The organism is Serratia sp. ASV30 (assembly GCF_016428815.1).
Lineage (GTDB): Bacteria > Pseudomonadota > Gammaproteobacteria > Enterobacterales > Enterobacteriaceae > Chania > Chania fonticola_C.
Genome location: NZ_JAELTL010000034.1, coordinates 46880 through 61105, shown reverse-complemented (window position 1 = coordinate 61105; position 14226 = coordinate 46880). Strand labels below are relative to the sequence as shown.

Below are 14226 nucleotides of genomic sequence, written 5' to 3'. Positions count from 1 at the left end.
AGATGTGTATAAGAGACAGCTTTTACCCCGACCCCAATCTGCACAATTTGCATATTATTTAACGAATAACGCGTTCCATTTAAGATCCGTCTAATACCTGGGTAGCCGGTGATCTTGATTAGCTTCTCACCGTTTCTTCCGACATAAATGATAGCGGCTATCCCAAAGCCCCCCAACTTCCTGACCAGATCCGCCGCAGAATAAAAATCCTTCGCGTTACCGCTATAGGTGGCAGCATATCCCAGATAGTCCAGGCCTTCATCACGGTTGATATTGAGAAAGCCCTCATCAAGCTGCCGATCGCCTCGGCCAAACTCTCCAAAGCACTCCAGAACATCATAGGCTTCTTCTTTGGTAAGCAGCATGATGTGACGCTGTTCGGCTTTCATGCAAGCTTGGAATTTTTCTTCCGCAATTCGTCGGGCATAGGCACCATGATCGGGTGGTGTGGGGAAAAGAGTGGAATTATTTCCCGTGAGATAGTTGGGGTATATTCTATCTTTCATGGCGGCCTCCGGTTGCCTTATAAAAAAGTATCTCCATTTACTCATCCACTAATATAATTGAAATTCAGCATTGTATAAAGAACAATCAAAATAATTCCCTTATAGCTATCACCCATTCTTGCCTATACCAGCGTAGCTCCCCCCAGGCTGCAACGCTTTTCGCTTTTTACCAGCAAGGCGGTTTATACTTGGTAGCTTAAATTCGTTGATCTACGAGTTTGCAGTAAACACGCAGAACTCTTTTGCATTTAATGAGTTGATTTTATTGAAAATAACTCGAAAATCAGGAAACACAAAACGCCATGTTAAGTTACCGCCACAGTTTTCACGCCGGCAACCACGCCGACGTGCTCAAGCACACCATTCAGAGCCTGATCATTGAGGCGCTGAAAGAAAAAGATAAGCCGCTGCTGTACCTGGATACCCACTCCGGTGCCGGGCGCTATCAGCTGAGCGGTGAGCATGCCGAGCGTACCGGGGAATACCTGGAAGGCATCGGCCTACTGTGGCAACGTGACGATCTGCCAGAAGAGCTGGCGGCTTACATGAGCGTGGTGCACAACTTCAACCGTTCTGGCACCCTCCGTTACTACCCTGGCTCTCCGTTGATCGCCCGTCAGTTACTGCGCCCGCAGGATAAAATCCATCTGACAGAGCTGCACCCAAGCGATTTCCCGCTGCTGCGTAACGAATTCCAGAAAGACGAGCGCGCCAAAGTGCAACGTGCCGATGGTTACCAGCAGTTAAAATCCCAGTTACCGCCTCCGTCACGCCGTGGCCTGATCCTGATGGACCCGCCGTATGAGATGAAAACCGATTATCAAGACGTGGTGAAAGGCATTCAGGAAGGCTACAAGCGTTTTGCCACCGGCACCTATGCCCTGTGGTATCCCGTAGTGATGCGCCAGCAGATCAAACGCATGCTCAAAGAGCTGGAAGCGACCGGCATCCGCCGTATCCTGCAAATCGAGCTGGCGGTGAAGCCCGACAGCGATCAACGCGGGATGACGGCTTCAGGCATGATCGTGATTAACCCACCTTGGAAGCTGGAACAGCAGATGAACAACGTGCTGCCGTGGCTACACAAGGTACTGGTGCCGTCCGGTATCGGTCACCACCTGGTGAACTGGGTCGTACCAGAATAAGATCGATGATGGTCGCCTGCCTGGGCGGCCATCCGCTTTTCCCTTCGCTATCCCACCCTGCTTGCTCCTTATTTTGCCTCGATCTTTTGCCGATCCTCATCACAACCGCAAAATAACTGTTTGCTTATTTTAACTTTCGATTAGATGATAATCATCGAAAGATAACGTAACCAAAGAAAACAGGAGGCAGGCGGTGTACATCATTTCGACCAACAATATGCTGCAGAAGGCACAACAACAGGGCTATGCCGTACCAGCCTTCAACATTCATAACCTGGAAACCATGCAGATGGTGGCTGAAACCGCCGCACACATGCGCTCACCGGTGATCCTGGCCGGTACGCCCGGCACCTATCTCTATGCGGGAACGGCTAACGTGGTCGCCATTGTCAAACAGTTGGCCACCGAATACCGCATCCCGCTGGCGGTGCATCTGGATCACCATGAGGCCCTGCAAGATATTCAAACCAAAGTACATGCAGGGATCCGCTCGGCCATGATTGATGGCTCGCACCTGCCCTTTGCGGAAAATATCGCGCTGGTGCGGCAGGTGACCGAGTTTTGCCATCGTTATGATGTCAGCGTTGAGGCAGAGCTGGGGCGGCTTGGGGGCGTTGAGGAGGGCATCAGCGTCGATGCCAAGGATGCCCGCTATACCTCGCCGCAGCAGGCCGAGGAGTTTGTGCGTTCCACCGGCATCGATTCACTGGCGGTGGCGATTGGTACGGCGCATGGACTTTACCAGGGCAAGCCAGAGCTGGATTTCATCCGCCTTGGGCAGATCCGCGACAGGGTCAGCGTGCCATTGGTGCTGCATGGTGCGTCGGGTTTGCCAGACGCTGATATTCAGCAGGCGATTCGGCTGGGGGTCTGCAAGGTGAACGTGGCGACGGAGCTTAAGATCGCCTTTTCCGATGCGCTGAAACAGCATCTGGCGGAGCATCCGCAGGCCAACGACCCGCGCCACTATATGCAGCCCGCCAAGCTGGCCATGCAGCAGGTGGTGCAAAAGGTGATTCAGGTTTGTGGCTGTGAAGGCAGGCTGTGACCTGCGCCAATACAGTGATTGCCCTCTCCCGCAGGGAGAGGGGACCGATCGAGTTTAATGAGATGACCTCTTTACTTCCAAAAGAGCAGGTGCTAACAGCCCCCTCTCACTAAAGGAGAGGGTTGGGGTGAGGGGCATCCTCTCGTCACAATAACCGCTTTCACTTTATTGCGTATGCCGATCCCTTTCCTTACCAGATATTTATAATTAACTGATTTTAAATAACTAAATCCACCCTATCCGTTAACTTACTCCCTCACACTGAAAGCACCAGCACGGAAAAATAGCGGTAAAGTTTTCGATCTTGATCACGAATAATAGAAAAGTGCATTGCTAACCTTTCGAAACATTACGATTATATTCGTAAGAAAACGGAGGGTAGAATGAAAAATATAATCGCACGACATAAAGCAGGGGAGCCGATCGGGATCTGCTCTGTCTGTTCGGCACACCCATTAGTCATTGAAGCCGCATTACGCCTGGATCTGCACAGCGATCGCCAGGTGCTGATCGAGGCCACATCCAACCAGGTTAATCAGTTTGGCGGTTACACCGGCATGAAACCGGCGGATTTCCGGCAGTTTGTCTGCGATATTGCGGCAACCGTCGGCTTTCCGCTCTCCCGGCTGCTGTTAGGGGGCGACCATCTAGGCCCGAACTGTTGGCAAAATGAACCCGCCGCCAGCGCAATGGCGAAAGCGGAAGTGTTGATCGCCGACTACGTCACCGCCGGATTCAGCAAGATCCATCTGGATGCGTCCATGTCCTGCGCCGACGATCCGATCCCGTTAGATCCCCACGTGGTGGCAGAACGCGCCGCCCGCCTGTGTCAGGTCGCCGAACGGGTCGCTACCCCAGAGCAAAAACAGCAGCTGACCTATGTGATTGGGACCGAAGTGCCAGTTCCTGGAGGAGAATCTTCCGCCATTGGCAACGTACATATCACTCACGCGACGGATGCCGCCGCCACGCTGGAAACTCACTATCAGGCGTTCCGCCAGGCCGGGTTGGCAGTGGCGATCCCGAGGATCATCGCCGTGGTAGTGCAGCCAGGGGTGGAGTTCGACCATTCACAGGTGATCGCTTACCAACCACAGCTAGCCCGCGAGCTCTCCCAGTTTATTACCACCACGCCGCTGGTCTATGAAGCGCACTCTACCGATTACCAAACGCGTGAAGCCTATCAGCAGCTGGTGCGCGATCACTTCGCCATTCTCAAAGTTGGCCCGGCCCTGACGTTCGCCCTGCGCGAAGCGGTGTTTGCTCTGGCCAATATCGAACAAGCCCTGATTGCCCCGGAAAAACGTAGCCAGATCCTGGCGGTGATTGACGCCGTCATGCTCGACGAACCGGATTACTGGAAAAAGTATTATCACCCGACGTTCAGCCGCTCGCTGATCGACCTGCATTTCAGCCTGTCGGACCGTATCCGCTACTACTGGCCCCACCCGCGTATCGCCCAAAGTATGACGACGCTGCTCAATAACCTCGATCAGCAAGAGATCCCCGCTGGCCTGCTGAGCCAATACTTCCCGCTGCAGTATCAGCGCGTGATGGAACGCAAGCTGGCGAAACAGCCCCACGCACTGATGATCGACAAAATTCAGGATGTGCTGCGCGCTTATCGCTTCGGCTGTGCCCCCGCAGAGCAAGCCAAAAATGCCGAGGAGATAGCCCATGCATAACAGCCAACTGTTCGTTCGCACTGGCATCAGCTTTGCCGACGCACAGCAGGCGCTGGAGCACATTGGCGTCACCATGCTCAACGCCGGGGTCGTTCACAACAGCTACCCGCAGGCATTGCTGGTACGTGAGAGCGCTTATCCCACTGGCATCGCCCTTGAGCAGCACGCGGTCGCCATCCCCCATTGTGAAGCGGAGCATGCACGTGCCCCGGCTATTTATCTGATCCGCCCTGACCAGGCCGTACCCTTCGCTCAGGCGGATGATGACGGCACGATCGACGTTGCCCTGATTATCGCGCTGATCGTCACCGACCCGGCGGCGCAGTTGGTTTTACTGCGCACGCTGTTTGGCCAGTTGCAGCACCCCGAGTTTATCGCTGCACTTCTGACCGCCCCCGAGGACCAATTGGGCGAAATTTTTGCCCAGCGGGTTTTCACTTCGCCCTCCCGACCACAACAAAAAACAGAATATGAAGGAGCCACACTGTGAAACGTAAAATTATTGTTGCCTGCGGCGGTGCCGTTGCCACCTCGACCATGGCCGCAGAAGAGATCAAAGAGCTGTGCGCGGAGCACAACATCGAGCTGGACTTGGTGCAGTGCCGCGTGACCGAGATTGAAACCTATATGGACGATGCCGACCTGATCTGCACCACCGCCCGCGTCGACCGGCAGTTTGGCGATATACCGTTGGTGCACGGCATGCCGTTTATTTCCGGTGTCGGCATCGATGCGCTGAAACAAAAAATACTGACCATTCTGACGGAGTAGCCCATGTTTACCGACATCATGCGTTATATCCTCGATCTCGGCCCTACGGTGATGCTGCCTATCGTGATCATCATCTTCTCGCTGATTTTAGGGATGAAATTAGGGGATTCATTTAAATCCGGCATTCATATCGGCATCGGCTTTGTCGGTATCGGGCTGGTTATCGGCCTGATGCTGGACTCGATCGGCCCAGCGGCAAAATCGATGGCCGAGCAGTTCCAGATCAACCTGCACGTGGTGGATATCGGTTGGCCAGGCTCATCACCGATGACCTGGGCCTCGCAGATTGCCCTGATCGCCATCCCGGTAGCGATTGCGGTCAACATCGTGATGTTGCTGACGCGTATGACCCGAGTGGTTAATGTGGATATCTGGAACATCTGGCACATGACCTTTACCGGTGCCATGGTGCATCTGGCCACCGGTTCATACTGGCTGGGTATGCTGGGCGTGGTGGTGCATGCCGCCTTCGTTTACAAGCTGGGGGACTGGTTCGCCAAAGACACCCGCGACTTCTTCGGGCTGGAAGGGATTGCCATTCCGCACGGCACCTCCGCCTATATGGGGCCGATTGCCGTGCTGGTAGACACCATTATCGAGAAGATCCCCGGCCTGAACCGTATTCACTTCAGCGCAGACGACGTACAGAAACGCTTTGGCCCGTTCGGCGAGCCGGTGACCGTCGGCTTTGTGATGGGGCTGATTATCGGTGCGCTGGCCGGTTACGACCTGAAGGGCATTCTGCAACTGGCGGTGAAAACCGCTGCCGTGATGCTGCTGATGCCACGGGTGATCAAACCGATCATGGATGGCCTGACGCCCATCGCCAAGCATGCCCGTAAACGCCTGCAAGCACGCTTTGGCGGCCAGGAGTTCCTTATCGGCCTCGACCCGGCGCTGCTGCTGGGCCATACCGCCGTGGTCTCCGCCAGCCTGATCTTTATCCCGCTGACCATTCTGATCGCCGTGATCGTCCCAGGTAACCAGGTGCTGCCGTTTGGCGATCTGGCAACCATCGGCTTCTTTGTGGCCCTCGCCGTGGCAGTGCATCAGGGCAACCTGTTCCGCACGCTGATCTCGGGTTTTATCATCATGAGCATCACGCTGTGGATCGCCACCCAAACCATCGGGCTGCATACCCAATTGGCTGCCAATGCTGGTGCGCTGAAAGCGGGCGGCGTGGTGGCCTCGATGGACCAAGGCGGCTCACCGATCACCTACCTGCTGATCCAACTGCTCACCTGGCAAAACGTGGTGGGTCTGGTCGTTATCGGCGTCATTTACGCCATTGGGGTGTTCCTCACCTGGCGCCGTGCCCGTCAATTTGCCCAGGCTGAAGCCACCGCCAAGCAACAGGCCAGCCAAAGCCTCAACGCCATGTCCTAATCCTTCGGGGGAGCCCGCCTCCCCCAATCTATTCTCTACGGAGTTCAAGCTATGCAATCAGTCGTGATCCACACGGAGGGAGAAGTGCGCGTTGAAGAACGCCCCGCTCCTGCTATTGAGGCCGCCGATGAGGTGTTGGTTCGGGTGGCGTATTCCGGGCTATGCGGTTCGGATATCCCCCGCATCTTCGCCAAAGGCGCGCATTTCTACCCGATTACCCTGGGGCATGAGTTCAGTGGCCGGGTCGTGGCCTGTGGCGAGCGGGTTACCGATCTGCAACAGCATGATGCCGTGGCCTGCGTCCCTTTGTTACCGTGCTTTAACTGCCCGGAATGCCAGCGCCATTACTATTCGCTGTGCAAGCATTACCAGTTCGTCGGTTCACGCAGCCACGGTGGCAACGCCGAGTTTATCGTAGTCAAACGCGCCAATCTGGTGAAATTGCCTGCCAACGTCAGTTTATTGCAGGGGGCATTTATTGAGCCCATCACCGTCGGCCTGCATGCCATTCAGTTGGCTGGGGGCTGCCAAGGCAAAGAGGTGATCATCATTGGTGCCGGCACCATCGGCCAACTGGCGATCCAATGTGCCCGCGCGATGGACGCACGCAGCGTCACGGCGATCGATATCAATGACGACCGGCTCAAGCTGGCACGGCAGATCGGTGCAGAAAACGCGTTTAACAGCGCGGAGCTTAGCCCCTCCGAGATAGCCGAACGCTTACAGGAAAGGCGCTTTGATCAGTTGATTCTGGAAACCGCTGGCACGCCACAAACGGTCGGACTGGCGCTGGATATCGCCGGGCCACGGGCACAAATCGCGCTGGTGGGGACGCTCCATAAGGACCTGCATCTGTCTTACAGCACCTTCAGCCAGATCCTGCGCAAGGAACTGACGCTGCTGGGCAGTTGGATGAACTATTCGGCCCCGTGGCCAGGGGAAGAATGGCAACAGGCCATGAAGCTGTTCCAATCGGCGGATCTGGCTCTGGAGCCGTTGATTGCCAGCATCGATCGCCCGCAGCAATACGCCGCCAGCGTTGCAGCCCTGGCCGGTAAGCCGATGCAGGGGAAAATCATGCTCAAGCTTGGCGAAGGGTGATATTTAGCCAATGGCTGCACGGGTGCAGCCATTATTTTGCCTCAAATCCCATCTCCTTGATCTTTATGCTCCCCTTTCATATCCCTTTCGCATAAAATAAAAGCAAAACATTTCGATAGGTCAGGATGATGAACTCTTTTGAAAGACGAAATAAAATTGTCGACCTGGTTCAGCAGAACGGCAGCATCTTGGTTAGCGATCTTTCGAATTCCTTCGGAATTTCTGAGGTTACCATCCGCGCTGACCTGCGCCTGCTGGAAGAAAAAGGCCTGCTGATCCGCTTCCACGGCGGTGCAGCCAGGCCGGGCAGCCAGTTGGAGCAGGAGGCCGAGGTGCCGAAAACCACCGGTGAGGTCATCCTGGAGGAACGCTACCAGCTGGCTAAAGACCCGAAAAAGCGCATTGCTTTAAAGGCAGCAGCCATGGTCAATCCCGGCGATACGGTGATCCTCGACAGCGGCAGCACCACCATGCTAATCGCCGAAGAGCTGGTGAAGATGGGCAATATCACGGTGATCACCAATAACCTGCCCGCCGCCTTTGCGCTTTCCGACAATAAAGACATCACGCTGGTGCTGTGTGGCGGCACGCTGCGCCACAAAACGCGCTCCATGCACGGCTCCATCGCGGAGCTCTCCCTACAGGGCATTGCCGGTGACGTGATGTTCGTCGGGGCCGACGGATTGGACGCCACCAACGGCATCACCACCTTTAATGAAGGCTACTCGATCAGCGGCGTAATGGCTCAGGCAGCCAAGCGCGTGGTCGCGGTGGTCGATTCCACCAAGTTCGGCCGCAGGGGGTTCAACCTGGTGCTGTCGATGAGCCAGATTGACATGATCATTACCGATACCGGCATCAGCAGTGCCGATCGCCAAGCGCTCGATCGGGCAAAACCCGAACTGGTTATCGTGTAAAATCAACCGGGCAGAGGATCAAGCCTCTGCCTATTACAGCCATCGACGCAATCTTTGCGACAACCCCCAGTCAGGCGTTAAACTCTTACCCTTCTCGAATCACACAACTCATGGAAAACCCAGATGACGAAACATTACGATTATCTAGCAATTGGCGGCGGTAGCGGCGGTATCGCATCGATCAACCGGGCAGCCATGTATGGCCAGAAATGCGCACTGATTGAAGCCAAAGAACTTGGCGGCACCTGCGTTAACGTGGGTTGTGTCCCGAAAAAAGTCATGTGGCATGCGGCGCAAATCGCCGAGGCCATCCACCAATACGGCCCGGATTACGGCTTCGATACCACCGTCAACGCCTTTGACTGGAAACGCCTGATCGCCAATCGTACTGCCTACATCGATCGTATTCATACTTCCTACGACAACGTGCTGGGCAAAAACAAGGTCGACGTGATCAAAGGTTTTGCCCGTTTTATTGACGCGCATACCGTAGAAGTCAACGGCGAGAAAATCACCGCAGACCATATTCTGATCGCTACCGGTGGCCGCCCGAGCCATCCGTCGATCCCTGGTGCCGAATACGGCATCGACTCCGACGGCTTCTTTGAGCTGGATGCCATGCCAAAACGCGTGGCAGTGGTGGGTGCTGGCTACATCGCGGTAGAAATTGCCGGTGTGATGAACGCGCTGGGAGCGGAAACGCATCTGTTCGTGCGTAAACACGCCCCGCTGCGTACCTTCGATCCGATGATTGTAGAAACCCTGGTTGAGGTGATGAACACCGAAGGGCCAACCCTGCACACCGAATCCATTCCAAAATCCATCGTTAAAAACGCCGACGGCAGCCTGACGCTGGCGTTGGAAAACGGCAAAGAGTTCACCGTGGACAGCCTGGTCTGGGCCATCGGCCGCGAACCAGCGACCGACAATCTGAACCTGGCGGTCACCGGCGTGAAAACCAATGCCAAAGGTTACATCGAGGTCGACAAATTCCAGAACACCAACGTGAAAGGCATCTACGCAGTAGGTGACAACACCGGTGCGGTTGAGCTGACCCCGGTTGCCGTTGCCGCTGGCCGCCGCCTGTCCGAGCGCCTGTTCAACAACAAGCCGGACGAACATCTGGACTATAGCAACATCGCCACCGTGGTGTTCAGCCACCCGCCAATTGGCACCATTGGCCTGACCGAACCGCAGGCGAAAGAGCAGTTTGGCGAGGATAAGGTGAAGGTTTATAAATCCTCCTTCACCGCCATGTACAGCGCCGTGACTCAGCATCGCCAGCCGTGCCGCATGAAGCTGGTATGCGTGGGTGAAGAAGAGAAGATCGTTGGCCTGCACGGGATTGGCTTTGGTATGGATGAAATCCTGCAGGGCTTTGCCGTGGCAATCAAAATGGGCGCGACCAAGAAAGACTTCGACAACACCGTGGCGATCCACCCAACCGCCGCGGAAGAGTTCGTGACTATGCGGTAATGGTGCATTCCTAACTGTAAAACCGACTGTAAAAGGTCGGTTTTTGCTTTTATTCAGCTTATAAATGCTGATTTAGGCAAATGAATATCCCCGCCTTAGTGTTTATATCACTGCAAAATTAACGTTCATTAAGATAATTCGTTCGTTTAAATATAACTTCTTAAATATCACCTCAACGAGGTGCCGATTTTCGAGCACTATCGCTCCCTGCACGCCTATAATCACCGCGTAGTTATATGCAGTATCTCGTTTGGCGAGGCTCCTATACAAACACAGGTTACTGATCTGACGACATCGAGAGATGCCCAAGGTTAAGACAGGCTTTATCGGATTAAGGTTCAGCCCAAGGTAACTTCTGAAATTTTTCAGATACGTTGTATAGTGCTAAAACCTGGACGCGGAGATAGGCTTTCTGCACTCCCCTCTTTGGTTTACTCCCCTATGCGATGCACTGTTGAAGTTTAAACAGCAATAGGGTCAATGACTTCCAGACTCCTCAGCAATGACCGCTACCGCGCCAGCAGCACAGGCGGGCCAGCCATTGCTAACTCTTTGAACGCTGACTTTTTCACCGCCGCAGATACCCTGACGGTGAATGAAGCCAGAGACTACGTTGCACACTTACTTTTAACCACAGAGGTCGTTATCGATTACAGTTAACCGAGGATAATATTATGGGAAATATGATGTTTTTTATGGGGTTTTTGTTTTTCATCAGCTCAATGGGACTGATCGCAGCCTATCTGAGCACCAAATGGGATGACTAATGAACGAAAAAGATCCGCCTAGCATCATCCTCCCCGTAGCCTCATCAATCATTGCGGGGAGGATGAATAACCGCAATAAACTGACGGTATTTACCGCGCGTGATAATGATGATGATTTTTATTCTTGGGTTGCTGTACGCTATTTTTATGATCTCGGCAGGTATTAATGAGATTTATCTGCACTCCACCGGTCAAACTGCATTTCTTTCCTGTTTATTGCTGACAGCTACCGCAAGCTTACTGCTCGTCGCTTTTGTCTGGCAATGTTCCGTAAAAACCAAACGCTGATTTTTTTAATTCAACTATGAGCTGTGCTATGCAAAATAAAAAACAGGCCGTCGCCAGAAACTCGATGATTATCAGTGGATTGTTGGCGTTAGGTAAGTTTATCGCAGGTATATTTACCGGCAGTATTGGCCTGATATCCGAAGGTATCCATTCATTTACCGACTTTATTGCCACCAGCATCACCTGGTGGGCGGTGAGAGTCAGCGATAAACCTGCTGATGATGACCATCACTTCGGTCATGGCAAAGTCGAGAATCTGGCTGCACTGTTTGAGGTACTCCTTTTGTTGGCGGCCGGGGGTTGGATCATCTTTGAAGCCGTGCGCAGCCTGATAGGTGAGGCAAACCAGATTGTGGCTGCACCGGTAGTGATTGCGGTACTGCTGGTGTCCATTGTGGTTGACTTCTTCCGTGTCCGGGCCTTAAACCGCGTGGCCAAGGCCACCAACAGCGCGGCTCTGGAAGCCGATGCTCTGCATTTTTTCTCCGATATGCTGTCTTCTGGTGTGGTGCTGTTGGGCATGGTTTTTGTGCTATTTGGTTTTGCCCGTGCGGATGCGCTGGCAGCACTGATCGTCGCCTGCTTTATCCTGACTGCCGCCTTGAAACTAGGGAAACGCTCCTTTGATTCCCTGATTGATACTGCACCGGCTGGTACGCGGGAAGATATCGCTACCCTGCTCAACGATTTCCCAGCGGTGTTGTCTACGGAGAATATTCGCCTGCGCAGTGGCGGAGCCACGCTGTTTATCGAGGTGAGTGTTGGGGTATGCCGCACGCTACCGCTTGAGCGGATCAAGGAGTTGAAGCAGACCGTTACCGCCAAACTTGAACAGCAATATGCCAACTCGGAAGTGAGGGTGATTGCCATCCCTCAAGCCAGAAGTGATGAAGATCTGGCAACCCGTATTCGCATGCTGGCCGCCAACCATGGGGCAGTCGTACAGAGTCTTTCACTACAACAATTGGCAGACCGTGTGGCGATCGGTATGGATCTGTTGGTTCCGGCCAATGCCAGCGTAGAGCAGGCGCATGATATTGCCAGCGAGGTCGAGGAGGCTTTACGCCAGACGTTGGGCGAAAATACGGAGATCGAAACCCACCTGGAGCCCCAGATGCTGGATTGGCTAACTAGCCAGGATGTAGAACACGGCGAACTGGCGAAGATTGAACAAGCACTGACGGTTTCGGCGCAAAACAGCGGATTGGTGCAAGACATCCATGATATCCGGGCGCGAGAAACACCGCAGGGCGTGATTGTAAACTTTCACTGTCGGGCCCTTCCTGCCTTGTCGATTTCTGCGGTGCACGATGCGGTGGACCATATTGAACGGCAATTGAGAATGCAATTCCCGATGGTATCGCGGGTGGTTGGGCATGTTGAACCGCTGTGATCCCTCACAGCGGAATGATTTGCCAGAACGCAGCATGGGCTAATTCAATTAGCCCATGCTTTGCCTTTTTATAACCAAGGCCATTCATCGATCCCACCTGGCTCACAGACAAAAACCACCATTTTCTATACTCTCAACTATCCGACTCCAGACCAGACGTTGAGATGCCTTGGTGAACAGTTTTGACCTGTCATTGTTGAAATATATTCAGGAACACAGCCCGGTGTTAATCGAGGATGTCACCTCCAGGTTTGGTAAAACCACGTCGACGCTGAAGCGCTCCATGAAGGAGATCAACGAGTTCCTGGAACCAGATTACCACCTGCATATCGATGGGCAGTGGATTGTCACGGCAATCGGCTACCGGGAATATATCGCCTTTCTGGAACAGATCCCGTTTAACCGCTACATCACCACCGCCGATGAACGCATTAAAGATCTCAGCGTGGCGCTCTGCCTGCAGGACGTAGTAAACAAAAGCGAGTATTACCGCAAGTTTAACGTCAGCCCAACCACGCTCAAAAACGATAACCAGGCGCTGTCGGCATTTTTACAGGCCAATCATCTCTCCATCACCGCCATTCCCAAACAGGGTTCGCGGATGGATGGTGACGAGATCCTGCTACGTATCGCTATTTGCCTGACGATCCTGAAAACCATTGAGATCGGCGAAGATCACCTGCTGGTGCCGCACAAAGCCAACGAGCCGATTAACCGCTCCATTGCCACGCAGTTCTTAAAGGTGTGCCAACAGGAAATCAGCGCCGCCGCCGAACTGTACCAACGGCGGCTGAACCAGCGGATCACGCTGGGCTATAACAGCAAAAAATACTTTCTGGTGTATATGAGCATTGCGCTACACCGCATGCGACGCGGGCATTTCATCACCCACAGCGATAACCTGAGCTTTATTCAATCCTCTGACTTTGGGTTGCTGGATGGCGAGCACGAAAACCGCTTTCTTGATCTGCTGATTTCATCGCTGACCTACACCTGGCGGCCATTCGATATCTATGATCCCACGCTGATTACGCTCGTTGGCCACCTTTGTGAAACCCTGACCCCGTTGCTGCGGGCAGAAATCCACAACCGTTCGCCCTTCTTTGCCGAGATCTACCAGTTCGTCTATTCGACCATCGTACAAAACAAGTTCAATCTCTATTTTGACGATAAAAAGCTGCATCAGGTGCAGACCCGGCACGCCCTGCTCTATCAGGGCGTCACCCAGGCTACCGCGCCCATCGCGCAACACTATCAAACCACCTTTTCGCCGGTGCATCTGTCCACGCTGGTGTTGATCCTGAAGAAATACGAGCTGCAAAACCGAGTCCACAGCGAGGAGAAAAAACGCGTCATTATCGTGACCAACTCTTCGGAAAGTAAGGTGGGCTATTTCAAGGAGGTGTTGAAGTCGCACTTCCATATTGAGATTGTCGGCTACGTGAATATCAATGAGTTGCACACGCTCGAACGGATCCCGTTTGATTTGCTGATCACCTTTACCAATAAAATCTCGAGCTATCTGAGGTATTATCAGTTGGATTACATCAAGGTGAATTTCTATCTCAGCCGCGATGATATCTCGCTGCTCAGCCAGCACGGGCTTTCCCGGGCGAAGAAGAAGATCCCGGCGCAGGGGTTTATTCAGGAGATTGAGGGATTGGATCGTCAACAGCTGCGTGCCTTGTTGGAACGGCAATATCCAGATTATTTCATCTGATAAGGTGGGGCGCAGTATGCAGC

14 protein-coding genes, 1 pseudogene and 1 riboswitch are annotated in these 14226 nt (G+C 53.7%); of the genes and pseudogenes, 14 read left to right on the top strand and 1 reads right to left on the bottom strand.

The features are described from left to right. Positions 1–506, bottom strand: a pseudogene (locus JHD74_RS15935) (hypothetical protein); the annotation flags it as partial. Positions 507–808: 302 nt separating this feature from the next. Here JHD74_RS15935 and JHD74_RS15930 point away from each other — a divergent pair. The 14 genes from JHD74_RS15930 to JHD74_RS15865 all read left to right on the top strand — a co-directional run bounded on the left by JHD74_RS15930 (position 809) and on the right by JHD74_RS15865 (position 14203). Next, positions 809–1651 (top strand): 23S rRNA (adenine(2030)-N(6))-methyltransferase RlmJ, encoded by an 843-nt coding sequence (locus tag JHD74_RS15930; RefSeq protein WP_199063057.1) that lies wholly within the window; start codon positions 809–811, stop codon positions 1649–1651. 193 nt (positions 1652–1844) lie between these two features. Further along, positions 1845–2699: a tagatose bisphosphate family class II aldolase gene (locus JHD74_RS15925; protein WP_199063056.1), complete on the top strand. Its 855-nt coding sequence runs from the start codon at positions 1845–1847 to the stop codon at positions 2697–2699. A gap of 383 nt (positions 2700–3082) precedes the next feature. Further along, on the top strand, positions 3083–4384 hold the full coding sequence (gene gatZ, locus JHD74_RS15920; RefSeq protein ID WP_199063055.1) for a tagatose-bisphosphate aldolase subunit GatZ: 1302 nt from the start codon (positions 3083–3085) through the stop codon (positions 4382–4384). Next, on the top strand, positions 4377–4874 hold the full coding sequence (gatA, locus tag JHD74_RS15915) for a PTS galactitol transporter subunit IIA (protein WP_065683967.1): 498 nt from the start codon (positions 4377–4379) through the stop codon (positions 4872–4874). Before gatZ ends, gatA begins: the two co-directional genes overlap by 8 nt. Next, positions 4871–5155 carry a PTS galactitol transporter subunit IIB gene (gene gatB, locus JHD74_RS15910; protein ID WP_021181786.1) on the top strand — a complete coding sequence of 95 codons (285 nt, stop codon included), beginning with the start codon at positions 4871–4873 and terminating at the stop codon, positions 5153–5155. Before gatA ends, gatB begins: the two co-directional genes overlap by 4 nt. 3 nt (positions 5156–5158) lie before the next feature. Beyond that, positions 5159–6541 carry a galactitol-specific PTS transporter subunit IIC gene (locus JHD74_RS15905; RefSeq protein WP_024527641.1) on the top strand — a complete coding sequence of 461 codons (1383 nt, stop codon included), beginning with the start codon at positions 5159–5161 and terminating at the stop codon, positions 6539–6541. A 51-nt stretch (positions 6542–6592) separates the two neighbouring features. Continuing rightward, complete coding sequence (gene gatD / locus JHD74_RS15900; RefSeq protein ID WP_199063054.1) at positions 6593–7642, top strand: galactitol-1-phosphate 5-dehydrogenase; 1050 nt, start codon at positions 6593–6595, stop codon at positions 7640–7642. 128 nt (positions 7643–7770) lie between these two features. Next, on the top strand, positions 7771–8559 hold the full coding sequence (locus JHD74_RS15895; protein WP_024527643.1) for a DeoR/GlpR family DNA-binding transcription regulator: 789 nt from the start codon (positions 7771–7773) through the stop codon (positions 8557–8559). Positions 8560–8682: 123 nt separating this feature from the next. Continuing rightward, positions 8683–10035, top strand: a complete 1353-nt coding sequence (gene gorA / locus JHD74_RS15890) for a glutathione-disulfide reductase (RefSeq protein WP_021181790.1) — start codon at positions 8683–8685, stop codon at positions 10033–10035. Positions 10036–10273: 238 nt separating this feature from the next. After that, positions 10274–10445, top strand: a riboswitch (M-box (ykoK) riboswitch). A gap of 70 nt (positions 10446–10515) precedes the next feature. Beyond that, entirely contained in the window at positions 10516–10695 is a 180-nt protein-coding gene (locus JHD74_RS15885) for a hypothetical protein (protein ID WP_161738622.1), read from the top strand. A gap of 14 nt (positions 10696–10709) precedes the next feature. Continuing rightward, positions 10710–10802: a protein MgtS gene (mgtS, locus tag JHD74_RS15880; RefSeq protein WP_138106290.1), complete on the top strand. Its 93-nt coding sequence runs from the start codon at positions 10710–10712 to the stop codon at positions 10800–10802. Next, a complete protein-coding gene (locus JHD74_RS15875; RefSeq protein ID WP_158006201.1) occupies positions 10802–10969 on the top strand; it encodes a hypothetical protein in 168 nt (55 codons plus the stop codon). The genes mgtS and JHD74_RS15875 overlap by 1 nt, the downstream gene beginning before the upstream one ends. Positions 10970–11118: 149 nt before the next feature. Beyond that, entirely contained in the window at positions 11119–12483 is a 1365-nt protein-coding gene (locus JHD74_RS15870; protein WP_199063053.1) for a cation-efflux pump, read from the top strand. A 172-nt stretch (positions 12484–12655) separates the two neighbouring features. Continuing rightward, complete coding sequence (locus JHD74_RS15865; protein ID WP_199063052.1) at positions 12656–14203, top strand: hypothetical protein; 1548 nt, start codon at positions 12656–12658, stop codon at positions 14201–14203. Positions 14204–14226 lie beyond the last annotated feature (23 nt).